Consider the following 22,546-nt stretch of genomic DNA (forward strand, 5'->3'; position numbering starts at 1 on the left):
GGACGGCCGATCCGGTGGATCAGCTCCCCGCAGGTGCCGGGGAGGTGGGAGCCGCGGCGGGTCGTCGGCGTCGAGACACAGCACCCACCACCTGGTCGATGACGAGGACGGCGAGCAGTGTGAGCCCGAACAGGGGCAGCGTCCAGCCGATCGCCACTGTCACCGGTACGCCGATCAGCAGCGCCCAGAGCGGCAGGCCGCGTACGCCGCCGCGGGCTGGTGGGGTGCCGGCGATCGCACGGCGGTCGGCGCGGGTGGGTCGGCGTTGCCACCACATGCGGTAGCCCCAGAAGATGACGCAGAGCAGGCCGAGGGCGAGCGCGGCGAGCAGGATCTGGTTGACCAGGCCGAAGAGGATCCCCATGTGGGCCTGGATGCCGAGGCCGCTCAGTTTGGCCAGCAGGGGCCAGTCGGCGAAGTCGCTGCGGGCCGTGACCGTGTCCGAGGCCGGGTCGACGGCGACACGGTCCTTCCTGACCGGCCAGGTGTTGTCGACCTGCGTGACGGTCCAGGCGGAGCCCGGCTCCGGCGCGGGGCTGATTTCGACCGGCCCGGAGAGCCCCGCGCCGCGAGCGACAGTCAGGACCCGATCGAATGCCGCCGACTCGACGACGCCGCCCGCCCCGGCGGCGCCGTGCTCGTGGCCGCCGCCGGTCTCGGCCGGGGCGGGAGGACCGGCGGTGAGGCTGGTGGAGATCTCCGGAGTGCGGGCGCTCAGCGCGTCGAGACCGGCGGCGAAGTTGGCGCCGGCGTAGCGGGACCAGGTCAGGCCGGTGACGGAGAGGAAGAGCAGCCCGACGGTGAGCCAGATGCCGGTGGTGGCGTGCCATCCCCTGGTACGGCGGACACCCTTACCGGTGGACAGGTCCGGCACGAGCAGGTGCCGGGCGGCGGCTCGGGCGGCGCCGCGTCGACGCCACCAGAGGATGACCCCGCCGAGCGCCATCACCCACAGCCAGCTCGCGGCCAGCTCGGAGTAGTACTCGCCCACGGTGCCCAGGTGCAGGTGACGGTGCAGGTCGTCCAGCCAGGTGGTGGCCGGCGTGGACCCGAACCAGGTGGTGAGCTGCCCCTGGGACTCGCCGGTGTACGGGTCGATGTAGACGGTGTGCTGGTTCTCGCCGAGCTCGGGCAGGGAGAACACCACTTTGGTGGTCCGGTCGCCGTTGCCGGGTTGCACAGTGGTGATGCTGCCGTCGGGGTGCGCGTTGCGCGCGGCCCCGATCTGCTCGGCGAGCGGGAGTCGGCGGTCACCCACCTGGGCGACTGTCAGCTGGTCGCCGTAGAGCATCGTGTCGAGTTGCGGGGTCGTGGTGTAGGCCAGGCCGGTCAGTGCGGCGACCACCAGGAACGGGGCGACGAGGATGCCGGCGTAGAAGTGCAGCCGCAGCAGGAGCGCGCCGAACGGCGACGCGCGCCGGGCGGGCCGGGCCGGTTTCTCGGCGGTCGTGGCGGGCTCCGGCGTCGGCGTGCCGGACAGTTCGGTGAGAGACATGGTGATCCGATCGGAAGAGTCGGGAAGCACGAAGGTGTTTCCCGTACTGGTCTGGTCGCCCGGTGAGGTGTCGCGTCGGCCCTGACTGGTAGTCGGGGGAGAGCCGTCGCCGGTTCCCGACGATCGGGTTCCCGGTGTCAGGGCTGGTCCGGCCGGACCGTGCGGCGCGGATCGCTGTCGGTCCGTCCGGCTGCGGCGAGAAACGCGTTGTAGCGGGCCAGGTCGTCCTCCGCGCCGGTGGCGTCGGCCCGGTCGGCGGCCCGGTCGAGGCGGCCCTGTTCACGCTGGTCCGCGCGGATCCACTGCCGAATCAGGACGATCATGACGACGACGGCGGGCAGCTCGCCGAACGCCCAGGCGATGCCGGCGCCGAGCTTCTGGTCGACCAGCAGCGACGACGCCCAGCCGGGGTGCACGGCCAGGTACCAGTCGGGGGCGATGACTGTGGTCGTCTGCATGAGGACCAGGCCGAAGAAGCCGTGCGCCATCATCGACGCCAAGTGGATGATCACCAGCAGGGGATGGGGGACGCGTCGGCGGCCCGGGTCGACCCCGATGAGCACCCAGAACAGCAGACAGCCCGCGACCACGAAGTGGGTGAGCATCGCGAGGTGACCGAGGTGGGAGCGCATCAGCACGCCGAGCAGGTCGCTGAAGTACAGGCCGAACAGGCTGGCGGTGTAGATGCCCAGCGCGACGAGCGGATGGGTGAGCAGTTTCGTGAGCCGGCTGTGCACCACTATCAGCAGCCACTCCCGGGCACCGCGTACCCCCGGGTCGGCCGGTCGACGCAGGGTGCGCAGGGCGAGGGTGACCGGTGCGCCGCCTACCAGCAGGATCGGCACCAGCATCGACAGCACCATGTGCTGGGCCATGTGCGCGCTGAACAGCACGTACGCGTAGCGGGCGACACCGAGGTTGGTGGTCGCGGCGAGCAGCAGCAGCCCACCCACCCAACTCGCCGTCCGGGCGACCGGCCAGCGGTGCCCGCCGACGTGCATCCGTCGCACCCCGGCCAGGTAACCGCCGATGCCGAGAGCGCAGAGGGTCAGGAAGAACATGTCCGGCAGCGGCTGCCCGAGCAGGTTGCCCGCAGTGGGTGCGGTGGGCATCGGGAAGCCGAGCAGCTCGGTGATCGGGTCGGCGTCGGTGCCGGCTTCGGCGACCGGAGTGGGGCTGCGCGACAGCGCCACCGCCAGCCCCACTGTGGCGGCGAACACGACCAGTTCGCCGGCGGCCAGTCGGCCGAACGCCCATCGCCGTCCGACGCGCAACGCCGGCAGGGTGCGGGAGCGGTGTGTCGCGCCGAGCGTGCCGAGGATCAGCAGGGCGGCGAGCTTGCCGAGCACCAACCAGCCGTAGCGGGAGTGCCAGAGCTGCTCGACCGACCCGAGGCGGACGGCGGCGTTGGCCGCCCCGCTGACCGTCACGGCGACGAAGCAGCCCAGGGCGAGGCGACTGTACCGAGCGGCCGCGTCGGCCAGCAGCCGACTGCGTCGTACCACCAGCAGGGCGATGAGGGCGCCGATCCACACGGCGGCGGCGAGGATGTGCAGGGCCAGGCTGGTGACGGCGATCTGGTGGTTACCGGCCCCGGCGGAGTGCCCGGTGAAGGCCGGGGGAAGCACCGCCACCATTGCCAGGACCGCGACGGTCGCGGCGAGCCCACGGGACACCCCGAATCTGGCCAGCAGTGCCACGGCCACTGCCAGTGCGGCCTGGATTGTGAGCGACTGGCCCTGCGAGATGGTGGTGGCGAAACTGACGACGGTCGCCGGCCCGAGCGTCGTCAGTGGTTGTCCGAGCAGGTCCGAGGCGGTCAGCGCGATCAGGGACAGCGCCGTCGCCGACCAACCGAGCGCGGCGACACCGGCCCGCCGCAGCAGCAGGTAGCCGTGCGGCGAGACGCTGCGTCCGTCGCCGGGCAGCAGGAACGCGGCGGTCACCAGCATGCCGACGGTGACGGTGGCCAGTCCGTCGGACAGCAGCCGGAACACGGGTAGTGCCCGGGTCGTGATCGGTCCCGCGTCGGGGAGGCCCGGGATCGCGGCCGTGAGCGCACCCCCGACCCGAAGGCCGAGCACCAACAGGGTGACCCCCGACGCGACGGCGACGACAGTGACCAGCCAGCCGGATTCCGGAGAACCCTTGTCTCGGGCGGCGGACGGGGTTGGACCGGTCGGGATCACCGCGACGGTGCGGGCACCGCTCGGATCGTCGGTGGCGAACTGCTGTGGTTCTGTGTCGGACACGTGGTGACCTTGCTTGGTGAGGTGATGGGGCGAGCCGACCGCACGCGGGCGGGTCGGATCAGCGCCGGGCCGCCCGCCGCCACAGCAGCCCAGCCGTCAGCAGGACGAGGAGGGCCAGCGCGACAGCCGCGAGGACACCGGCGCTCGGACCGCCACCGGACCTCGCGGCGGCGGCGGACGGGGGAGGCGCCGACGCGCTGACGTTGGCGACCGGCGCGGCACTGGACGTCGGATCGGCCACAGTGAACGGGTAGGACCCCTGCACCGGGTGCCCGTCGACGGAGACGACCCGGTAGGCGACCGTGTATGTCCCGTTCGGCAGGGTGTCGGTCACCTCGACCGTGCTCTTCGCTCCGGTGACCACCGGTTCGCCGGTGGGAAGCTTCCGCTTGGCGGCGTCGGTGAGCACGATGGTGGTGAACGCCGGGTCGAGTCGCTGCATGAATTCGAGCGTGACCTCGGTCGGTGCGCTCGGCACTGTCGCGTCCCGGGCGGGCGTGGCCGTCTTGAGCGAGTTGTGCGCCCAGGCCGGGCTGGCCGGGATGAGCACCGCCACGAGGGCGGCGAGCACCGCCGCGCCGAGCCGGACGGCGGCGGGCCGCGACGACGGTACGGTCATGACGGTTGGCGTGGTCATCCGAGCACCTGCTCGCCGATCCAACCGCCCGGTTCACAGCCGGGCGGGATGGCGAAGACGGCGGAGCCGATCGGCGTGGTCCACTCGTTGAGCAGGTCCCGGTCGGCCAGCCGGCGCTGGATGGGCAGGAACTGTCGGGCGATGTCGGCCTGGTACGAGGTGAAGATCAAGCCGCTGTCCGCGTGGCCCTCCGCCGTCGGCACCCCGTCGTAGTTGTAGGGCCGGCGCAGGATCTTCAGCCGGTCGTCGGTGACGTGGGCGCGGGTCAGGTGCGAGAAGTCGGGGATGACGGTGAGGCCGTCGGCGTCGGTGGCGGCGAAGTCGGGTTCGTCGTGTTCGGCGGTGCCGGTGAGCGGGGCGCCGGTGTCGAGCCGTCGCCCGACGGCGAGTTCGCGGTCGGTCCGGCCGAGCAGGTCCCACGTTTCCATGTTCATGCTGATCCGCCGGAGCACCACTGTGGTGCTGTCGCGCAGCCACGCGGGGCCGTCCGGAACCCAGAGCGCGGTGTCCATGGGCGCGCCGGGCCGAGGGTTGGCGGTCCCGTCGAGCTGACCGAACAGGTTGCGTTGGGTGTGGCCGCCCGGCTCGACACCGGGGCTGCGCCGGAAGCCCTGCTGGACCCACCGCACCGTGGCGAACGGTCGACTGTCCTTGATCAGGACCCGCTGGGCGTGGGCGACGGAGATCGCGTCGTCCGCGCAGATCTGCAGCAGCAGATCACCGCCGGACCACGCCGGCTGAAGCCGGTCGATGCGGAACGACGGCAGGTCGGTGACCGATGCCGGCCGGCGGTCGTCGACGCCGGCCGCCCGGTAGAGGCCCGGCCCGAAGCCGAAAGTCACCGTCAACCGTGCCGGCAACAGCCCGAGTTCGGCCTCGGTGTCGGCCAGCGCGGGCCGACCCTGGGTGAGCCGGGCGGCGTCGTCGGTGAGCAACCGCAACATCCGACCCAGCGCGGCCCGGTCGACGCCGGCCCGCACTGTGAGGGCCACGAACGACGCGTGCGCCTGCGGTTCGGTGGCCACCCCGGCCTGTCGAGCGCCGTGGAACGGCTCGACCAGCCCGCCGACGGTCGCCGCCAGCGTCGCGTCGGCGGCGGTCGCCGACGGCGGCCCGGTCCTCCCCGCGCGGGTGGCGGCGATCGTGGCACCGCCTGCCAGTGCTCCGCCGGCAGCCAGTGCTCCGCCGGTGAGCAGGCCACGCCTGCTCACCGGTCGAACCTGTGGTGTCTGCGTCACGATGCCGGGCTCATGCTCATCTCCGGCGTGGCGCTCATGCCGGGCATCGGCTCACCGTGCCCGGGGGCGTAGCTCTCCTGCGCGCCGGTGAACGGCTTGGCCACGGCGCGGAACTGCTGGGTCTTGCCGTCGGCGAAGGTCAGGGTGACTGTCAACTCGTCGCCGGCCTGAACGGGCTTGGTGAGGTTCATCAGCATGAGGTGGTCGCCGCCGGGTTCCAGGGCGTGCGTGCTCCTGGCCTTGATCAGGATGCCGCCCTGCTTCTGCCGCATGACCATCTTGCCGTCCTTCACGGCCATCTCGTGCAGCTCCATCGGCGACAGCGAGGTCGTCGCACTCGTCACCGTGACGTCGGTGTCGCCGTCGTTGACCAGAGTCCCGAAGGCCGCCGTCATGCCCTTGTCGGCCGCCTTCACCCACGGGTCACGAATGCCGAGCACACCAGCGTCCGGGTTGGCCGAGGCCGACGCGGACGGGCCCGCCTGCGCTGTCGACGGAGAGTCCGACGAGCCGCAACCGGCGACGCCCACCGTCAGGATCGCGGCGACGAGAATGGCGGCCGACCGGCGGCGTGAAGCGTTCGGGCTGGTGGTGCGCATGTGTTCTTCCTCCGATGGTTGCTGCTGGGAGGTTGGTCGGCCGCAGCTCGGAGAAAGTTCCGGACTCAGGGAACGTTGATCGTGAACTCCCCGGTGTGCACAGTGCCGGCGACCTGGAAGTCGAAGAAGGCCCGGTACCGGCCCGAACTCGGCGCGGTCAGCCAGAACTTGACAGTCCCGTCGACCAGCTCCTGCTCGGGGTGGACGTGCACGTAGCCGAGGTCACCCTCACGCACCACGACCAGATGTCCGTACGCGCCAAGGTAGCGCTCCAACTGCGCCGGTACGGTCGGGTCGGCGCTGACCTGGAAGTGGATCGGCGCCGTCACCCCCACCGTCGGGGAGCCGGTCATCGACACCGCGTACGGACCAGCCGTCGCCTGCGCCTGAGCGGGCGGCAGCGCGGTCGGGGTGTGCGCGCCGGGCACCGTGTGGTCGACGCCCAGCACGAGAGGCTGCTGCTTGCCGTCGGCCGCGGTGACCGAGAAGTCGGCGAAGACGCGGTAGCCGCCGGGTCGGGCCAGCGTCAGGGGGACGCTCCAGGTGCCGTCGGGCGCCATCGTCGGGTGCAGGTGCTGGTAGCCGGACAGGTCACGGCCCACCACGATCAGGTGCAACGGCTTGTCGTGGACGACCGCGAAGGTCGTTGCCGGCTGCCGGTCGGTCCCGACGATCCGGAACCGGTAGTCGGCGCGTACACCAGGCGGTTGGGACCGCTCCAGCGGTTGCAGGGTGTACCCACCGGCGCTGACCGTCGTGCCGGTCGCCAGCGTCGCGCCCGTCGCGTCGTCACCCCGATGCGTGTGCGGCCCCGTACCGGCCGGGTGTTGGTGCCCGTCGGTCGCGGAGCCCACCTGGCCCGAGGCGGGCGGTCCACCGGCTGACGGTCGTGCGTTGCCGGTCGCCGGATTCTCGTCGGCGGTGCCGATACGGGCCAACCCGAACCCGGCCAACAGGGCCACCACCAGACCACCGACGAACAGCGCCAGGTGGGTGTTGCTCAACCGGGACCCAGGCGTCGCGGCGGCGAGGTCCGTGTCGGCCCGCGGTCGGGGGTCGACCGCCGGCTCGCCGTCCGTGCTGGCGAGGGCCTTGGTCACCTGATCGGTGGGCATCGGATCGACAGCAACGTCCGTGCGGGCCGTGACGACCGTGTTGCCCTTGCGCGCCGCCGGCACGGTGGCGGGCCGCTGCTTGTCGCTCGCGGTACGCGCGACGACGCCGGTCGCCGCGCCGATCTTGCCAGCGCCAGCCTTGCCCCCGACGGCCTTGTCCTTGGCAGCCTTGCCGCCGACCGTCCTGCCAGCGCCGGCCCTGTTCGTGGCACGGGCGCCACCGCCGCGTCGACCGGAGGTCGCCCCCGAGGCACGGCCCCGGCCGGTGGGTGTGCCGGCGGATCGGCGACGCCAGACGACGAACCCCGCCACCGCCCCGACCGCCGCGACCGCCGCCGCCCAGCCGGCCCAGGCCGGTGCCCCGGAACCGCTCTCCTCGGTCGACCCGGTCGACGGGGCCGCCGCAGCCGGCGGGCTCGACGGATCGTCCGCTGTGGTCGGCACCGCCGAGGCCTGCCCGGACGTGTTGTGCTGCTCGGTGGCGGCCACCAGCGCCGGGTCCGGTTGGGTCGACGGCGGGCTCCACCCCTTCGGTGCTGCCGTCACCCGCCCGTCGTAGCGGAAGGTCAGGGTGCCCCGCACTGTATCGCCATCCGAGGCGACCGACAGGTAGCTCACCGAGTACTGGCCCTTGGCGGGCAGGTGGGCGACGGACACCACCGCGGGGAACCCCGTCGTGTACTCCCGTGGCTCGAACTGCCCGTTGACCAGGAAGTACTCCCGTACCGGCTTGTCCAGCGGCTTCGGCTCACCCTGCGACCAGCCGTTGTCGACACGGGCGCCGCCCGGGGCGGTGATCGTGAAGAACGCGTTGGCCGCGGCCTTCTCGGTGAAGAACAGCCGCACCTCCGTCAACGGCTCGCGCACTGTGGCGCCGCTCGCCGGTGTGGACGCGGCGAGGGTCCCGTGAGCTGCGGCGGGTTGGGCGGACGCGAGGAGGGCGACCGCCGAGGCGAGGAGGAACGCGAGGAGGCCCGAGACCACCCGCCCGCAAGTCTGGGGGAGACGACGCATCTGGATATCCTCACCCTCGCGAGACTTTTTTCAAGAGGTGACGATCTTCTTCCTCAGACGACAAAAGTTGACGATGAGGCCATCCGCCGCCCCGGCAGGACGCCCCGGATGGACACATTCCCTGGCCAGCTATGCTCGCCGGCGGCGCTGGTTCGCCCCGTCGTGACCGGCGGGGCGTCGTAAGAGGGAACCCGGTGAAAATCCGGGGCTGCCCCGCAGCGGTGAGTGGGAACGACCGCCGTCATCAGCACTGGGCCAGTGGCCTGGGAAGCGACGGCCAGTAGGGGACCGGCGCGACCGGTCAGGCCCGCGAGTCCGAAGACCTGCCGGCGCCGCGTACACAACCGTGTGCGCTGCCGTCGGCCTCGCGGGTGGGCTGAGCGGGTGACGGGCCGTGCGTGTGGCGCACGGCCAGATCCTCGCCAACGTGTGTCCGCGACCCGGCGGTGTGGTTTCCCGAGGGACGGACTACCGCTGTGCACGACACCACCACGATCCCCGGCCGAGCGCCGTCGGCGTCGCACCTGACCCTTTCGCAGATCATGGACCAGCACCACACCAACCTGATGGGTACGGTGCACGGCGGCCGGATCCTCAACCTCATCGACTCCGTCGCCGGTGTGGTCGCCGCCCGGCACTCCGACGGGCCGGCGGTGACCGCCGCCATCGACGAGACCGCGTTCCTCCGCGCGGTGCGGGTCGGCGACGTCGTGCACGTCGACGCCCGGATCACCTGGGCCGGCCGCAGCTCGATGGAGGTGGCCGTCAAGGTGACCGCAGACCGGTGGGACCGGGCCGTGCCGCCCACCGACGTGGCAACCGCCCACCTGGTCATGGTCGCCATCGACGACGACGGCCAGCCTCGTACGGTGCCGCCGCTGCTGCCGGAGACCGATGCGGACCGGCGACGGTACCGCGAGGCGGAGATCCGCCGGAAGCACCGGCTGGCACTGCGGCGCGCGCTGCTCGACGGTGCCGAAGACGACTGACCCGCGCGCGGTCCGCCCGTCGCAGCGCGGGCGCGGTCCGAGGAACCCGCCCCGCCACCTATCCGGTCGGATAGCGTCCACGTGACGCCTCGATCACGGAGAGTGTGGATTGCCATGCGTGCTGCGGTGCTGCGGGAGTTCGACGTTCCGCTGACGGTCGAGGAAATCGATAAACCCACCCCCGAGCGCGGGCAGGTGCTGGTGCGGATCGTCGCCAGCGGGGTCAACCCGCTCGACACGAAGATCCAGGCCGGAAAGGCCGCGCACGCGCGGGTCGAGCTGCCTGCGGTGCTCGGCCTGGACCTTGCCGGCGTCGTCGCGGCGGTCGGCGCGGAGGTGACCGGCTTCGAGCCGGGAGACGAGGTGTACGGGCTGTGCGGGGGCGTGGGAGACCTCCAGGGTTCGCTTGCCGAGTACGCCGCAGTAGACGCCCGGCTGCTGGCCCGCAAGCCGAACACCCTCTCGATGCGGGAGGCCGCCGCGCTGCCACTGGCGGCGATCACCTCCTGGGAGGGGCTCGTCGACCGGGCCGGGGTCCGCGCCGGGCAGAAGGTGCTGGTGCACGGCGGCGCCGGCGGGGTCGGTTACGTGGGCGTGCAACTCGCCCAGGCGCGAGGCGCCGAGGCGTACGCCACGGGCGGGCCGGCGAGCATGCGGGTGATCGAGAGCCTGGGCGCCGTGCCGATCGACTACACCACGAGCAAGGTCGAGGAGTACGTCGAGAGGTACACCGGCGGCGAAGGGTTCGACATCGTCGTCGACAACGTCGGTGGCGCGACGCTCGACGCGTCGTTCGCGGCGGTACGCACCTACCAGGGGCACGTCGTCAGCGCGCTGGGCTGGGGCTCACACTCGCTCGCCCCGCTGTCGTTCCGCGGCGCGACCTACTCCGGCGTGTTCACGTTGCTGCCGATGCTCACCGGGCGGGGCCGCGAACACCACGGCGACATCCTGCGTGAGATCGCGGCGCTGGCCGATGCCGGTGCCCTGCGCCCCCGGCTGGACGGGCGCAGGTTCACGCTCGACACGGTCATGGACGCCCACCGGCTGGTCGCCGACGGCGCCGCCGAGGGCAAGGTCGTCGTGGACGTCGCCGGTTGACGACGATCCGTTCGTTCCCGCGGAGTGCCCCCCGGTTCTCCACAGCGGTCGACAACGCCCTATGTCGTCTGGTGGGGGAGTGTGCGCAGGTCAAGGCGGTAAGGAGCCATTGGTTGGCCTGGCCTTGCGACTGGGAGCAACCTGGGTGCAGGTTGGCGAAGAGGTCTCCGCTTTCGAAGTGCTCAGCGACGACGGGCAGGGACGAGAGCTTTGACCTGTGGTGATGCGGTCTAGCGGTGTGGCGTGACCCCCAGTAGAGGCCGAAGTGGTCAGGCGTCGCTGCTTCCGGGGGGGCCGGCTCGTAGACGCCGAGCGCCATCTGATCGCTGGAGGCGCAGATGGCGGCAGCTCCGTTCAACCTGGTGCCCGTCGAGGTATACGAGCGACTCGTCTCGAGGCCACCCAAGCCCTTCTTCGATTACCATCAGCGCGGCGGTGGCTAGTACTCCAGCCGCGCTCGTTAGGTCAGGATCGTTCGGTGGCCGGTGCGAGCCCGGTTAAGGGGAGCAGGTGGGGAGCAACAGGGTGTCCTGAACGGCCTTGAAGGGCGTCCAACGGCATCGAGCGGCGCTCAACTGCACCCACCCCTGCCTGCGGCTTTACGTTGTCGCAGGTCAGAGTCGGTGCGGCGTCCTGTTTCCCGCGGAGTGCTCAGCGGTTCTACGCGATGATCGGCAGCTCTCTATGTTGCCTGCTGGGGGAGTGTGTGCAGGTCAAGGCGGTAAGGACTCGTTGGTTGGCATGGGCCTTGCGACTGGGAGCAGATTGGATGCAGGTTGGCGAAGTGCTCTCCCTGCCGAAGTGCTCATCGACGCGGGACAGAGGCGCGGGCTTTGACCTGCGGTGATCCGGTGGAGCGGTGCGGTGTGACCTCCCAGTAGAGGTCGAAGTGGTCAGGCTTTGCTGCTCCCGGGATGGCTGGTGCCGGCCGGCCGTCTCGGTTCACCTAGGCCACGTCCGTATGCGTGTTGCAGGTTGGTGTGGAGCGTTGCGGGTGGCTTGCTGGAGTCCGCTGGAGTTCCGCCATTCGAGACACCGATCCCACGGGCAACCTCCTGAACAGGTCCTTCAGGCTGAAGACCTCTTCGGCGGGCCCGAAGGCGTCAGCGCTGGCTTCCCGCGGAGTTCGGTAGGGCGGCGTCCGCTCATGTCGAGTTGAGGATGTTTTTTGCGCGGAGCGTTCGTCGCGCGTCGTGCTGGGTTGACGGTCGTGTGGGGCATGGTGGCCCGGACGGGTCGCCATGCCCCACAATGAACCGTCTACCGGAAGTCGGCCGCGTGGTCGGTGGCCCATTGCGCGAATGTCCGCGCGGGTCGGCCGGTCAGGCGCGGGACGATGTCTGCCCACTCCTGGTTCGTCGGGGCGGGATCACGCGCGGACTCCGCCCACATGGCGAAGATCCAGTCGACGAACGCCTCCGGATAGCCGTTGCTGATCCACTCGGCCCGGGCCTCGGCTGGATCGAGTTCGTCGAATCGCACCGTGGCACCGATCGCAGTGCCGATCGCGTCGACCTGCGCGACGGTGGTGAGCGCCTCGGGGCCGGCGAAGGTGTAGGTCCGGCCGGTGTGGCCGTCCTCGACGAGCACCCTCGCGCCGACCGCGGCGATGTCCGCCTCATGGGTGGGCTGGGTCACCGCAGCCCCGTACGGCCGGCGGACCACCCGACCTTCCTTGATGGTCGGGGCCCAGTCGAGCCAGTTCGCGGCGAACTCCCCGGGCCGCAGGTGCGTCCACTCCAGACCGGAATCCTCGACCGCACGCTCGACCGCCAGGTACCCGTCCTCACTGTCATCGGTGTCGGCCAGCGCCCCGGACAGCACGACGATGCGCCGCACGCCGGCCTGCTTCGCAGCAGCAACAACATCACGCGCTGTCCGTCCGACCGCGAACAGGTACATCCGCTCCACACCGTTCAACGACGGCTCCAGGGACGGCGGGTCCGTCAGATCGCCGCCGACGACCTCCACCCCGTCCGGAAGACTCGCCGCCGACGGCGTCCGCGTCAGTGCGCGGACCCGATGGCCGGTCTTCACCAGTTCGGCGACGACGTGTCGGCCCACCATGCCGGTGGCACCCGTGACCAGAATCGTCATCGCGTCACCTCCGGCCGGAAGTCGGCGGCATGGTCGTTGGCCCACCGGGCGAACGTGCGCGGTGGTCGTCCCGTCACCCGCAGATAGGTGTCCGTCGGCGGCAACGCTCCCGTCCCGTCGACCGCGTCGGCGAGCAGCGCAATCATCCAGTCGACGGTCTCCTCATCGAAGCCGTCGCGCAGCCATTGCCTGCGCGCCTCGGTTGGATCGAGCTCCTCGAATCGCACCTGCACGCCGATGGCGGCGCCGATCGCGGTGACCTGCTCCGCCTGCGAGACCTTCACCGGGCCGGTGACGGTGTACGCGGCACCGACATGGTCGTCGGTCAGCAGCGCCGCGACCGCCACATCGGCGACGTCGGCCTCGTGGACCACCGGGTAGCCAGCGGACGCGTATGGCCCGCGCACCACCCGTCCGGCCCGGATCTGGTCGGCCCACCGCAGCGCGTTGGTGGCCAACAGGCCCGGCCGCACATGGGTCCACTCAGCGCCGGAGGCCTCCACCAGCAGTTCCAACCCGCGGTGCGCTTCCCGCTCCTCGGCCAGGTGCCGCCCGAGGGCGCCGTCGCCTCCGGTTCCGGGTGCGAACCCGGCCGCCGCCGCGGAGTGCACGACGAACCGGGTGACGCCGGCCTTGACCGCCTCATCGACGAACCCATGGTCGGTCGCGGCGTACACGAAGGGGAACAGGTACACCGACTGCACTCCGTCCAGCGCCGCTCGCCAGGTCTCGGGACGTTCGAAGTCTCCCTGGACCACCTCGGCCTCATCCGGCAGCCGGCTTGTCTGCGGCCGGCGGGTCATCGCCCGCACCGGTTGCCCGGCCCGGACCAGTTGGGTCACCACCTGGCGACCCACGTTTCCGGTCGCTCCGGTTACTAGGATTGTCACGTTGCTCCTTCTCGAATACCTGGAGTGGGGCAATAGACCGCCGCCGCGAATCCACGGCCAATGGCGCGGCGGCGGTCACCACGCAGGCTAGGCGGAGATCTCAAAAGTCGCACATCGTACATATGTACGACATGCACGGCCACCGCAGTCCGGTGGTGTCGGTGTTCCGGATGGCGCGGGTACCCCTACGCACGGCGTTGCTCCGCCGGTGCCCTGCGCGCCGCCAGGGTCGACGCCGCCCGGCTACTTCACCTCGAGGCCCGGGGATGAGACAGCCGCGGGCCAGGAACACCTGACCGCGCAACACCCGGCCCGGCTCAATCCCAGTGAGTATCCGGATCTGCCGCTGACAAGGCGCGGCGACGGTGGGCGTGCTCCCCGGTCAACCGATGCGACTACGGGAGTCAGCGCTGGTGCCAAACCAGGGCCCCGGGCTGGCAGCTCACGATCGGTGGGCGGCCCGGTGCCAGCCCGGTTAGGGGGAGCAGGTTGGGAGCAGCGGGGTGCCCTGAACGGCCTTGAACTGCGGCCAACGACATCGAACGGCGCTCAACTGCACCCACCCCTGCCTGCGGCTCCACGTTGTCGCAGGTCAGAGTCGGTGCGGCGTCCTGTTTCACCGCGGAGTGCTCTGCGGTTCTGCGCAGCAGTCGACAGCGCTCTATGTTGCCTCGTAGGGGAGTGTGCGCAGGTCAAGGCGGTAAGGAGCCGTTGGTTGGCCTGGCCTTGCAACAGGGAGCAGATTGGGTGCAGGTTGGCGAAGTGGTCTCCGCGCCCGAAGTGCTCACCGACGCCGGAGAGAGACGAGGGCTTTGACCTGTGGTGATGCGGTCGAGCGGTGCCGCGTGACCTCCCAGTAGAGGTCGAAGTGGTCAGGCGTTGCTGCTGCCGGGATGGCTGGCGCCGGTCGGCGTACCGATTCGTCTAAGGCCACGTGCTGTAGGCGTGTCGCAGATCGATGTTGAGCGTTGCGGGTGAGCGTGCTGGAGTCCGCCGCGGTTCCGTCATCCGAGACACCGATCCTACGGGGAACGCCCTGACCAGGCCCTTCAGGCTGAAGACCTCTTCGACGAGCCCGAAGGCGTCAGCGTCGGCGCCCTGCGAAGGCGGTAGGGCGAGGGTCCGCACATGCCGAGAGAAGCGCGCGGCTTCAGGCTCGTGCTCGAGGCGCACCGCGATGCTGCCGAGCGGGCCTCAGTGCGGTGGGACTCTGCAGGGCATACGCGTCCGGACATCTGTGACGGCTGGATGGAGGGTTGTGGGACTGGTCAGAGCGGTTCCCATAGGTGACGGCGTTTCCACCTCTCGTCGCCGGCTCGGAAGTCCTGCAAGAGCCGTAGGGCTGCTTCGCGGTCGGTGGTCTGGCAGCGGAAGTGTCGGTCGGTGGAGCCTTCCTGATACTCCAGTGCGTATGTCCCGGCGGGTACTCCGGCAGCGTCGTCGTAGCCAACCTGGACGAACCATCCGTCGGCGCGCTCGAGGATCACGTAGCCGTTGTTCTTGCCGACTTGGCCGATGATCCATTCCAATCGGCCCGCGTCGGGGTCGGGCATCGTCGGCAAGCTCTCCGACGAGAGCGTAAAGAGCGCTACGTGGCCCGGCGCGTTCGGGTTGACGACGTGGTAGCCCGGTTCGTAACAAATCAGGCCGTGTTCGGCGGCGAGCGTCAGGACGGCGGTACCGACGTCGTCCGCTCGCGACCAGACGCACGAGACGGCCACGATCGCGTCGGAACGCTCGGGAGTCATGCTCCACACTCCGAGCCGGTCGATGTCGTCTTCGCCGAGACTCTCCAGCGGTGGGAAGCGATCGAGCAGTGCGTCATAGAACCGTCCCACGGCGGGATGCGCGGCGAACACTTCTTGTTCGCCGTCGCCCCAGCGCTCCAGCTTTGCTCGCGCCTCGGCCGCCGTGACCGGTTGTTCCTCGTGCCAGACGTACAGGTCAAAACTCACCGCAACCCCAAGTGCCTCAGCCAGACCGGCGACGACAGCCTAGGTCCCGCGACCGTGCATCCGGATCAGAGGCGCGTCGGTGGCGACCCCGAGAACCCGCGCAGGGATCTGCCGCCGACCGTAATCGCAACGGACAGGCCGAGAGCGTGGTGCTCAAGCGGCACACCTCCGCCGGCACCTGACCCACCGCGCGGCGCTGGTCGGCACCCGTCGTCCAGCGCCGCGCGTTACAGCTTCGCGGGGTCCAACCCCAGCACCATCGGCACCTTGTAGGGCCAACTCGGTGCCGACTGGCCGACGTAGGCCGCCGCCGCGTCTGCGGTCACCTTGACCACCGCGCGAAAGAACCGCATGCAGTCGATCGCGTCGCTGAGCCGCACATTCGACGCCGGCAGGGCCTCCGCCGTGGTCCGGTCACGCACCCCTTGGAGGACGTTGACTATGGGCAGTACCGCGTGGCCGTGAGCGACGCCGTGCCGCACGTCCAGCCACTGGGTCATCGCCGTCCTGACGTGGCTCGGCGTGACGTGCACCTTCCTGCCCCTCACGCGCTGTTGCCAGGTCCAGGCCGGCTGCGGGTCGAACCCGACGCGTCGGAGCAGCGTCTGCGTCTGTCCGGGGCCGGGCGTCGAAAACTTCTCCAGCGACGAGTTGAAGTCAGTCTCCCACTGCCTCATCGCGCCGTTCAGCAGGGGAGGAGCAGTGACGGCCTTCAGCTGCACCAGGGTGGCGTCCCGGAGCGCCATCGCCAGGTCCTGGACGAACGCCTGCCAGGTCGCCGCAGCGAACACCACCACGCCTCGGTTCAGCGACGTCTCCTCGAGACGGCGGCCGCGGCCGCCGTCGCCGACGGCGCGATGAACGACGACCATGTTCTGACAGTGCTCGAGCGCCTTGACGAAGTTGCGCACCGTGTCCTGAACGTCCATGCGACCCCCTGTCCGATCTGCGAGAAGCCCTCAGGGCTGGATGTGATTCTCGCGCCTACTGCAACGCCGGGCAGACCCGCGGCGGCGCGCGTAGCGTCGCCGGCGTGCAAGTGCTGCTGACCCCCGTCGACCGAAACGGGCGCCGCTGGCGGATCGAGGTGCTCGCCGCGGGCGATATGGGTGGTGGAGGATCATGTTCGGGATGGGCGATGTCGTGGAGGTGCGGAGCCCGGTCGACGTCGCGCAGCTCCGCCCCCGGCTCGGGAATGCCGATGTCGTCCAGTTCAGTGAGCCGCTCACCGAGGCGGAGTATCGGTCGGTGGCCGCGCTCCTGGGGGATCATCCGATGGTCCCGCTGCGGGTCTACGGTTTCGATGACGACCTTGCGACGCTGCGGTTCTTGCGCTGGTTTCCACATGTTCGCCGGTTCAGCGTCGCGGGCCTGTGGCACCTGACCGATCTGGCCCTGTTGGATCAGTTGAGCGCTGATGTGGAGTTCCTTGACATCGGCGAGACCCGGAAGCCTCTCGACCTTGCTCCGGTTGCCCAGTTTCGTCGGCTTCGCCGACTGAGGGTCGTCGAGCACCGGCGTGGTCTTCCCGAGCTGCTGCACGCCAACCCGGGTCTGCGGGAGCTGTCGTTGTGGCGGCTTCCCGTCGACCACGTCCTGCCCATCATTGCCCTGCCGCACCTGCACGCCTTGGCATTGACCCTCGGCTCGTTGACGAACAGCGAATGGCTCACCCAGATCCCCACGCTTCGCTACCTGGCACTGCGCCAGGTGCGAAAGCTCAACGTCCTCACTTCGGTGACACGGTTGCGCGCGCTGCAGTGGCTGTGGCTGGAAACGCTCACCGTCGAACGGCTTGCGGACTTCAGCTCCAGCATCATGCTGGCGCGCGCCGAATGCCTCGGGTTGCGTCATCTCCGCCATCCGGCAGCCCTCGAGGGCCTCGCCGCGGCGCCGCAGTTGCGGGAGCTTCTGGTCGCAGCGCCGCATCTGCCAGTCGACGCGGTCGTCCCCTTCGTTGGTCACCCGACACTCGAACGCGCCGAGATCGTGCTGGGCAGCCGACAGCGCGACCGCGACGCCGCTGACCGTCTGCGTCTGCCACCACCACGTCCGGACACGCAGTTCGCCGCGATGCACGAGCTGACCCGCATCCTGTAACCCAGGCACCTGCACCTGGCAGCGGTGATCTGCCCTCTGGGAGAGCCCCGGAATTCCTGCACTGACCAGCAAGGCCAGGGCTGGGCGCGGCGAGCCGAAGGCTTCCGGCGCCACCGGATCGGTAACTGGTGTAGTCAGCTGAGACAGCATTGCCACCCGGTAGTGCCCTCACCAGCGCGTCCACTGTGGCGACCCCCTTCGACGGAGCCGAAAATTTCAGCCAAGGTTGCTCCCGGTCGTCAGTCGGGCGGCGTCCGTTCACGTCGAGTTGAGCGCTTTCTGGAGGCTGGCAAGCCATGGAGGGAGGCAACGTCACTGCATAGCGGTAACCGGGGGATGATCGAATGATTTGGGGCAGCGGAAGGTGTACAGCGAGTAGCCGCGCCCGATCTGCACACCGACGATGTCTGGAGACGCGGTCGGGTTCTCCTCGGACGGGCGCCAGCTGCAATCCTTGCCGTTCCAGTCGCCCGAGCCCACGGTGAGAATCAAGGTCATCGTGGTGCCGCACACTGCGCATTCCATCGGGTACGGATCGGTCAACGACCAGTTCGCGTACCCGCCGACCTTCCATCCCGGCGCGAGCGACAAGTCACTCTGATAGTGGGGACGGCTCTCGTCTTCGTCGTCATCCCACTCGTCGAGCCGCTCGCGTAGGTCATCGGGGAGCAGGTCGGCGTATTGGTACTCGCGGACCTGCTCGGGGTGCACCACGCACGGAACCGGCAGGTACATGTCGCTGATCACCGGCGGTTGGGGCGGCGCTTCGAGTAGCGGGCCGACTAGGGAACTGTCGCGCCAGGAGGAAGACGCGAGGGCTGTAGTGCCGGTCCGAGTGGTCCACCGGGCACCACAGCACCTGGAGCAGGTCGGTGCCGTCCGGACCGACGTAGTCCGGGATGTCTTGTCGGTACAGCTGCGCGACCGGAACCAACGAGAAGGGATCCTCGATCAGGTCGTCCAGGTCCAGAGCATCGGCCGCATCGAGCTCGGCCCGCTCCTTCGCAGTCAAGAAGCCCCCGCCCGGCAGCGGCTCCCGGGCTTCTGCGGTCGCAAGGATCTCCCGCCTGCGGTGTAGGGCGGCCGGGGTGGTCAGGTTCCATGGTTCGTGCGCCTCGGCGTCGTCGCAGACCGGCCATACCTCGTCGGCCGGCCATAGCAGCGGTCCGCCGACCGAGCTGTCCGTAACCGTGGGAGTGCCGGGTCGGGGATGCAGGCGGGTAGCGGTGATGGAATGTTCCCGCAGTTCGGGGAAGAGTTCGGTGATGTCTAGGGGACGCGGAGGCGTGGTGCGGACCATAGAGGTGGATCCTATGGTCCGCATGTTGGTGCGAGCCCGGTCTGGCTGGTTGAGGAGCTAGTCCTACCGCTACCGGCGGCCACATCACGGGAGGGTGCCCCCGCGCTGTGGCTCACGGGCTGACTGGTGGCCGTCGGGTCCGGTGGTCCGCCCACTCGCTGGTCCACATTGCGAGGTCGTGTACCCGGGTCTCCGTGCTTCGCCGGGACTGGGTGGCCCACTTCGTTGCGTTCCTTGAAGCGAAGTCGTCCAGGACCAGACGGTCAGTCGCGGTCCATGCGGGACGCTGCGCTATCCACTTCTCTGCCTGCTCGGCGCTGTGGCCGCTACCGGTCAGCCATGGGATGAGCACCGCGAGTTCGACCCATGCGGCGGCCTTGGTTGCCCACGCCCAGTCCACGATGCGTAGGCCGAGTGGGGTCACGATCAGGTTCGCTGGGTTGAGGTCCGAATGGATGAGTGTCCCGCCGTCCATCGCCGGGTGCGCGGACCCGAGCCGGGCTGCCGGGGTGAACCACGTCTCGCCGGGCGGGTCCGTATCTGGCGGTGGTGTGCAGGAGGGCGGCGAGGGGCGCGGTGACTGGTGCGGCGAGTCGGCCGGCGATGGTGGCCGCGATGACCCGGTCCTGGGAGCAGTCCCTCGACGTCGATGACTGGGATCGCCCCGGGGTCTGGACGCACGGCGACCCGCTGCCGGGCAACCTCCTGTTCCAGCACGGCAGGTTGAACGCCGTCATCGATTTCGGTGGCCTGAAGGCCGGTGACCCCCCTGTGACCTGCAACCGGCATGGAACACGTTCTCGGGGCCGAGCCGACAGCTTTTCCGGGAGGCAGTGGGGATGGACGACGCCACCTGGCTGCGGGGTCGCGGCTGGACGGTGTACCAGGCGGTGACCGGCCTGGCCTACTAATGGGACACCAACCCACTGATGACCCGGCAGGTTTCCCACGCTCTCGGCGAAGTGCTGGCGGACTGCTGGGGCGAAGCGCTGCTAGGCCCAGGTCGGTAGGCACACAACGCAGGTCAGCCGCCTCCGGCGGCGTGGACGAAGGTGCGGATCAGTGTGGTCTCTGCGGCGCTGCGCCAGACCGGGGCGTACCGCAGGATCGGGCCGTCGGTGATGGGCACGAATGCGAGGTCACGACGCTGCCGGGAGGCGGCCGCGTACGACCCGACGGGGGACACGACGCTGCCGGTGCCGATCACCGTGAGGGCTTCCTCGAGGGTGGCCGCTGTGGTGCCGCGCCGGATGGGCCGCCCGGACGGTGTCATGGCAGGGGTGTGCGCCTGCCACACGTAGTCTGGCACGGGCCCCTCCAGGTCCACCACCGGGTGATCGCCGAGGTCCTCCATCTCGACCCTGTCCCGGCCGGCCAGCGGATGAGTGGGGGCGACGGCCAGCACCAGCCGCTCGGTGTACAGCTCCGGCCCGACGGTGAGGTCGGGCTCGCGGACGGGTAGCCAGAGCAGGCCGATGTCGATGCGGCCCGCGCGTAACCCGCCGAACGGGTCGGAGGGGAGGATCTCGCGCATGCGCAGCTCGCATCGCGGATGCCGCTGCCGGAACAGGTCGAGGACGGCCGCAATCTGCCGGTGGTGGGTGTCGAAGGTACCGATGGTCAGCGTGCCGACTTGTCCACGAGCGGCGGCGGCGGCCTCGTCGATGCCTGCCATGATCTCGCGGTAGCCCGCGTCGAGCCGGTCGCGCAGCCGCTCGCCGAGCGGGGTGAGTCGCACGCTACGGCTGGTCCGCTCGAACAGGGCACCGCCGATCCGGCGCTCCTGCTGTTTGATCGACTGGCTGACCCGCGCCTGGGACACGTGGAGGCGTTCGGCCGTACGCCCGAAGTGGAGCTCCTCGGCCAGTGTCAGGAAGATCTCGATGTCGCGCAGCTCCACCAGGCCGTCTCCCTTCCCTGTCACCGCCCGTCCGGATCCTGCCTCTGTACTGCGTGATCGGGGAAGTTTACGACTTCGGCGCCGAACGATAACCGGTGGCTTAAGCGGCGGTTCGATCTTTCGCGTTGTTCCGCCCGGGTGGCGGAGGTGATCGTGGGCCCATGAGCGAAACCTTGATCGACATTGGGACAGGGACGCCACCGATGAGCACAGCCGCGTCGCTGGTCTTCGGGCGGTACCAGCCGGCTCGGCGCCAGCAGGTCGAGGGGGAGGGTAGGTGACCCGGAATCGGATGAATGAGATGGTGAAGCTGCCGACCGGGTTCGGGCGGCTCTGGACCGCGCAGACGATCTCCTCGCTCGGTGACGGAGTAACGCACGCCGCCCTGCCGCTGCTCGCGTTGACATTGACACGGGATCCGATGGCACTCGCCGTCGTCACGGCCGCCGGGACACTGCCGTGGCTGCTCTTCGGGGTGCTCGGCGGTGCGCTGGTGGACCGTTGGGACCGTCGGCGCACGATGTGGGTCGTGGATGCGGCACGGGCGGTGCTGCTCGTGATACCGGCGGCAGCGGCCGCCCTCGACGTGCTGAGCATTCCACTTCTTGCGGCCGTCGCCTTTCTGCTCGGCCTCGGTGGACTCTTCTTCGACACGGCCGCCACGGCCTATCTTCCGGATCTGCTCGGCCGGCACCCCTCGCTCCTGGAGCGCGCCAACGCCCGTCTGCGTGGCGCCCAGACCGCCGCGTCCGGCTTTGTCGGGCCGCCTGCGGGCAGTGCCCTGCTCGCGCTCGGGCGGGCGGTTCCGTTGCTCGTCGACGCGGTGTCGTTCGCGCTGTCCGCTGTGCTCGTACGGTCGTTGCCTGCCGTGCCCCGGCCCGTACCGCAGGTCCGTGAATCGCTGCTTCGGCAGGCGCGGGCCGGGGCCTCGTACGTCTTCCGGGACCGGTTGCTGCTCGGGCTCGCGCTGCGTCCGGCGGTCGGGAATATCGCCTTCCTCGCCGTGGAGACCGTCCTCGCCCTCTTCGCGCACGACCGGCTCGGCATCGACACCTACGGCTTTGGCCTGCTCCTCACGGCGGAGGCCGCTGGCGGCCTGCTCGGCGCGGGCATCGCCTCCTTCCTCGGCCGACGACTCGGCACCGGCACCGCACTGACCTGCACGGCCGCCGTCGAAGGGCTGGCCATCCTGGGCCTGGCGGCTGCCCCGAACCCGTACCTGGCCGGGCTGGCGCTCGCCGTCTGCGGGGCGGGCATGGGCGCCACGATGGTGCTCGGCCCCTCCCTCCGGCAGGCGATCGTCCCCACCCACCTGATGGGCCGGGTCGCCTCCACCTCCCGCATGCTCGCCATGTGCGCCGCCCCCCTCGGCGCCATCCTCGGCGGCTGGTTGGCCGCGGCCTACGACGTACGCACCCCGCTCTACGTCGCCGCCGGCATCCTCCTTTCCATGACCGCCGTCACGGCCACCATGACCAGCAACCGCCGGGTCGAATCGGCACTACGCGACGCCGCCACGACTCCCGGACCAGGACACCCGGAACCCGACGGCCCGATTCACGAGAGCGCACCCGAATCACCGCAACCCGTTGGGGTTTCGGCCCGCTGAGCGTTCGGCGGACGGTCTTGTACTGCTCGATCAGCGTCCGGGCTTCGTTGAGTTCCGTGGGTCTGCGGTCTGAAGGTGTTTGCGGCCGGACCTGCCGGGCGTTGTGCCCGGTGAGGAGGGTGCCAAAGCATCCGCATCTGCCGCACTCCGCCCAGTTGCGGTTGCACGGTTCGGCCAGACGGGGTTGTGTTCGGGAGCCCGTTCATTGTGAGCGGGCTCCCCGGAGGCTGGCCCGACTCGAACGGTGCTGCCACC

At 70.1% G+C, this 22,546-nt stretch carries 17 protein-coding genes and 1 riboswitch; of the genes, 5 read left to right on the plus strand and 12 right to left on the minus strand.

The window, feature by feature from the left end; genetic code table 11:
- Positions 1–19: 19 nt before the first annotated feature.
- From OG598_RS06665 to OG598_RS06690, 6 genes are all read right to left on the minus strand, one after another.
- Positions 20–1,495, minus strand: a complete 1,476-nt coding sequence (locus OG598_RS06665; RefSeq protein WP_328653545.1) for a PepSY-associated TM helix domain-containing protein — start codon at positions 1,493–1,495, stop codon at positions 20–22.
- 137 nt (positions 1,496–1,632) lie between these two features.
- Positions 1,633–3,747 carry a cytochrome c oxidase assembly protein gene (locus tag OG598_RS06670; protein WP_328653546.1) on the minus strand — a complete coding sequence of 705 codons (2,115 nt, stop codon included), beginning with the start codon at positions 3,745–3,747 and terminating at the stop codon, positions 1,633–1,635.
- 58 nt (positions 3,748–3,805) lie between these two features.
- Entirely contained in the window at positions 3,806–4,384 is a 579-nt protein-coding gene (locus OG598_RS06675) for a copper resistance CopC family protein (RefSeq protein WP_328653547.1), read from the minus strand.
- Positions 4,381–5,595, minus strand: a complete 1,215-nt coding sequence (locus OG598_RS06680; protein WP_328653548.1) for a Dyp-type peroxidase — start codon at positions 5,593–5,595, stop codon at positions 4,381–4,383. The genes OG598_RS06675 and OG598_RS06680 overlap by 4 nt, the downstream gene beginning before the upstream one ends.
- A 23-nt stretch (positions 5,596–5,618) precedes the next feature.
- Positions 5,619–6,221 (minus strand): copper chaperone PCu(A)C, encoded by a 603-nt coding sequence (locus OG598_RS06685; RefSeq protein ID WP_328653549.1) that lies wholly within the window; start codon positions 6,219–6,221, stop codon positions 5,619–5,621.
- Between the two features lie 65 nt (positions 6,222–6,286).
- Entirely contained in the window at positions 6,287–8,350 is a 2,064-nt protein-coding gene (locus OG598_RS06690; protein ID WP_328653550.1) for a copper resistance CopC family protein, read from the minus strand.
- 131 nt (positions 8,351–8,481) lie between these two features.
- A riboswitch (cobalamin riboswitch) is annotated at positions 8,482–8,695 on the plus strand.
- Between the two features lie 197 nt (positions 8,696–8,892).
- Here OG598_RS06690 and OG598_RS06695 point away from each other — a divergent pair.
- Positions 8,893–9,339: an acyl-CoA thioesterase gene (locus OG598_RS06695; RefSeq protein WP_274523461.1), complete on the plus strand. Its 447-nt coding sequence runs from the start codon at positions 8,893–8,895 to the stop codon at positions 9,337–9,339.
- Between the two features lie 114 nt (positions 9,340–9,453).
- On the plus strand, positions 9,454–10,440 hold the full coding sequence (locus tag OG598_RS06700; RefSeq protein WP_328653552.1) for a zinc-dependent alcohol dehydrogenase family protein: 987 nt from the start codon (positions 9,454–9,456) through the stop codon (positions 10,438–10,440).
- Between the two features lie 1,260 nt (positions 10,441–11,700).
- Here the strand turns inward: OG598_RS06700 and OG598_RS06705 are convergent.
- The 4 genes from OG598_RS06705 to OG598_RS06720 form a co-directional block, all read right to left on the minus strand.
- Complete coding sequence (locus OG598_RS06705) at positions 11,701–12,537, minus strand: NAD(P)H-binding protein (protein WP_328653553.1); 837 nt, start codon at positions 12,535–12,537, stop codon at positions 11,701–11,703.
- Positions 12,534–13,427 carry an NAD(P)H-binding protein gene (locus tag OG598_RS06710; protein ID WP_328653554.1) on the minus strand — a complete coding sequence of 298 codons (894 nt, stop codon included), beginning with the start codon at positions 13,425–13,427 and terminating at the stop codon, positions 12,534–12,536. The genes OG598_RS06705 and OG598_RS06710 overlap by 4 nt, the downstream gene beginning before the upstream one ends.
- A gap of 1,268 nt (positions 13,428–14,695) precedes the next feature.
- Positions 14,696–15,382, minus strand: coding sequence for a hypothetical protein (locus OG598_RS06715; RefSeq protein ID WP_328653555.1), 687 nt, complete (start codon positions 15,380–15,382; stop codon positions 14,696–14,698).
- Between the two features lie 227 nt (positions 15,383–15,609).
- Complete coding sequence (locus OG598_RS06720; protein WP_328653556.1) at positions 15,610–16,311, minus strand: hypothetical protein; 702 nt, start codon at positions 16,309–16,311, stop codon at positions 15,610–15,612.
- A 202-nt stretch (positions 16,312–16,513) separates the two neighbouring features.
- Between OG598_RS06720 and OG598_RS06725 the strand changes: the two genes are divergently transcribed.
- Positions 16,514–17,482, plus strand: coding sequence for a hypothetical protein (locus OG598_RS06725; protein ID WP_328653557.1), 969 nt, complete (start codon positions 16,514–16,516; stop codon positions 17,480–17,482).
- A gap of 312 nt (positions 17,483–17,794) precedes the next feature.
- Here the strand turns inward: OG598_RS06725 and OG598_RS06730 are convergent, their stop codons facing one another.
- Positions 17,795–18,229, minus strand: a complete 435-nt coding sequence (locus tag OG598_RS06730; RefSeq protein WP_328653558.1) for a hypothetical protein — start codon at positions 18,227–18,229, stop codon at positions 17,795–17,797.
- Positions 18,230–19,397: 1,168 nt separating this feature from the next.
- On the opposite strand from OG598_RS06730, the gene OG598_RS06735 reads away from it, so the two are divergent.
- Complete coding sequence (locus OG598_RS06735; RefSeq protein WP_328653559.1) at positions 19,398–19,676, plus strand: phosphotransferase; 279 nt, start codon at positions 19,398–19,400, stop codon at positions 19,674–19,676.
- Positions 19,677–19,806: 130 nt separating this feature from the next.
- On the opposite strand, the gene OG598_RS06740 is transcribed toward OG598_RS06735, so the two are convergent.
- Complete coding sequence (locus tag OG598_RS06740; protein WP_328653560.1) at positions 19,807–20,706, minus strand: LysR family transcriptional regulator; 900 nt, start codon at positions 20,704–20,706, stop codon at positions 19,807–19,809.
- Between the two features lie 268 nt (positions 20,707–20,974).
- Here OG598_RS06740 and OG598_RS06745 point away from each other — a divergent pair, with 268 nt between their 5' ends.
- Entirely contained in the window at positions 20,975–22,291 is a 1,317-nt protein-coding gene (locus tag OG598_RS06745) for an MFS transporter (RefSeq protein WP_328653561.1), read from the plus strand.
- The last annotated feature ends 255 nt before the right edge of the window (positions 22,292–22,546 follow it).

Source organism: Micromonospora sp. NBC_00330 (genome assembly GCF_036136635.1).
In the GTDB taxonomy this organism is placed as follows: Bacteria; Actinomycetota; Actinomycetes; order Mycobacteriales; family Micromonosporaceae; genus Micromonospora; species Micromonospora salmantinae.

What these genes read in the sequence shown, in the direction of transcription:
- OG598_RS06665 (WP_328653545.1), bottom strand. Translation starts at nt 1,495, where the DNA reads ATGTCTCTCACCGAACTGTCCGGCACGCCGACGCCGGAGCCCGCCACG.
- OG598_RS06675 (WP_328653547.1), bottom strand. Translation starts at nt 4,384, where the DNA reads ATGACCACGCCAACCGTCATGACCGTACCGTCGTCGCGGCCCGCCGCC.
- OG598_RS06685 (WP_328653549.1), bottom strand. Translation starts at nt 6,221, where the DNA reads ATGCGCACCACCAGCCCGAACGCTTCACGCCGCCGGTCGGCCGCCATT.
- OG598_RS06690 (WP_328653550.1), bottom strand. Translation starts at nt 8,350, where the DNA reads ATGCGTCGTCTCCCCCAGACTTGCGGGCGGGTGGTCTCGGGCCTCCTC.
- OG598_RS06695 (WP_274523461.1), top strand. Translation starts at nt 8,893, where the DNA reads ATGGACCAGCACCACACCAACCTGATGGGTACGGTGCACGGCGGCCGG.
- OG598_RS06700 (WP_328653552.1), top strand. Translation starts at nt 9,454, where the DNA reads ATGCGTGCTGCGGTGCTGCGGGAGTTCGACGTTCCGCTGACGGTCGAG.
- OG598_RS06705 (WP_328653553.1), bottom strand. Translation starts at nt 12,537, where the DNA reads ATGACGATTCTGGTCACGGGTGCCACCGGCATGGTGGGCCGACACGTC.
- OG598_RS06720 (WP_328653556.1), bottom strand. Translation starts at nt 16,311, where the DNA reads ATGGACGTTCAGGACACGGTGCGCAACTTCGTCAAGGCGCTCGAGCAC.
- OG598_RS06725 (WP_328653557.1), top strand. Translation starts at nt 16,514, where the DNA reads ATGGGCGATGTCGTGGAGGTGCGGAGCCCGGTCGACGTCGCGCAGCTC.
- OG598_RS06735 (WP_328653559.1), top strand. Translation starts at nt 19,398, where the DNA reads ATGACCCGGTCCTGGGAGCAGTCCCTCGACGTCGATGACTGGGATCGC.
- OG598_RS06745 (WP_328653561.1), top strand. Translation starts at nt 20,975, where the DNA reads ATGAATGAGATGGTGAAGCTGCCGACCGGGTTCGGGCGGCTCTGGACC.